Annotated in this window: 1 protein-coding gene; it reads left to right on the top strand. The window is 48.0% G+C overall.

From position 1 onward, the window contains the following. On the top strand, positions 1-1,889 hold a 1,889-nt coding region (locus H7T99_RS10490), incomplete at both ends, for an Ig-like domain-containing protein (RefSeq protein ID WP_260315527.1).

Here is a 1,889-nt window from a genome sequence, read left to right as displayed (position 1 = left end):
ATTCCAGCAGGAAATGTAACAGCCAAAGCGACAGATGCATCAGGTAACACCTCAGACGCAAGTGATCCAAAAGTAGCAACAGATACAACAGCGCCAGCGAAACCAGTAGTGAATACAGACCTCACAGGAAAAGCAGGCACTAAGCCATCAGTTGAAGTGAGTGCAGAACCAGGTTCAACTGTTGCCCTTTACGATAAAGATGGTAACAAAATTGGTGAAGGAACGGCTGCTAGCAATGGTAAAGTAACCATTACCCCAACTGTAGCAATTCCAGTAGGTAATGTAACAGCCAAAGCGACAGACCCATCAGGAAACACCTCAGATGCGAGTGATCCAAAAGTAGCGACAGATACTACAGCTCCAGCGAAACCAGTAGTGAATACAGACCTCACAGGCAAAGCAGGCACTAAGCCATCAGTAGAAATAACTGCAGAACCAGGTTCAACTGTTGCTCTTTACGACAAAGATGGTAACAAGATTGGTGAAGGAACGGCTGCTAGCAATGGCAAAGCAACCATCACGCCAACCGTTGATATTCCAGTAGGTAATGTAACAGCGACAGCGACCGATCCATCAGGAAACACATCAGACGCAAGTGATCCTAAAGTAGCAACCGACACCACAGCCCCAGCGAAACCAGTAGTTGCTACAGACCTCACAAGCAAAGCCGGCACTAAGACACCGGTTGAAGTGAGTGCAGAACCAGGTTCAACTGTTGCCCTTTACGATAAAGATGGTAACAAGATTGGTGAAGCGACAGCAGGCGCAGATGGCAAAGCAACTGTTACCCCAACTGTTGATATTCCAGTAGGTAATGTAACAGCCAAAGCGACAGATCCATCAGGAAATACCTCAGATGCAAGTGATCCTAAAGTAGCGACAGATACAACAGCGCCAGCGAAACCAGTAGTGAATACAGATCTTACCGGTAAAGCAGGCACTAAGCCATCAGTAGAAGTAACTGCAGAACCAGGTTCAACTGTTGCTCTTTACGATAAAGATGGCAACAAGATTGGTGAAGCGACAGCAGGAGCAGATGGTAAAGCAACAATCACGCCAACTGTTGCTATTCCAGCAGGAAATGTAACAGCCAAAGCGACAGATCCATCAGGAAATACATCAGACGCAAGTGATCCTAAAGTGGCGACAGATACAACAGCTCCAGCGAAACCAGTTGTGAACACAGACCTTACCGGTAAAGCCGGAACTAAGCCATCAGTAGAAGTGAGCGCAGAACCAGGCTCAACTGTTGCCCTTTACGACAAAGATGGTAACAAGATTGGTGAAGCTACAGCAGGCGCAGATGGCAAAGCAACGATTACGCCAACCGTCGACATTCCAGCAGGAAATGTGACAGCGACAGCGACGGACCCAGCCGGAAATACCTCAGACGCAAGTGATCCAGCGAAGGCAACTACAGGCGCTGATACAGAAGCGCCAGTGAAACCAGTAGTCGCTACAGACCTCACAGGAAAAGCAGGTACTAAGACACCGGTTGAAGTCAGCGCAGAACCAGGTTCAACTGTTGCCCTTTACGATAAAGATGGTAACAAGATTGGTGAAGCGACAGCAGGCGCAGATGGCAAAGCAACAATCACGCCAACCGTTGCTATTCCAGCAGGCAATGTGACAGCGACAGCGACAGATGCAGCTGGTAATACATCAGTTGCAAGTGATCCTAAAGTAGCGACAGATACCACAGCCCCAGCGAAACCAGTAGTGGATACAGACCTTACCGGTAAAGCCGGTACTAAGACTCCAGTTGAAGTAACTGCAGAACCAGGTTCAACTGTTGCTCTTTACGATAAAGATGGCAACAAGATTGGTGAAGCAACAGCTGATGAAAATGGTAAAGCTACGATCACACCAACTGTAGCAATTCCAGCCGG

This window comes from Streptococcus sp. 17.1 (assembly GCF_016648655.1).
Taxonomy (GTDB): Bacteria; Bacillota; Bacilli; order Lactobacillales; family Streptococcaceae; genus Streptococcus; species Streptococcus salivarius_E.
This window is presented reverse-complemented; position numbering and strand designations above follow the sequence as displayed.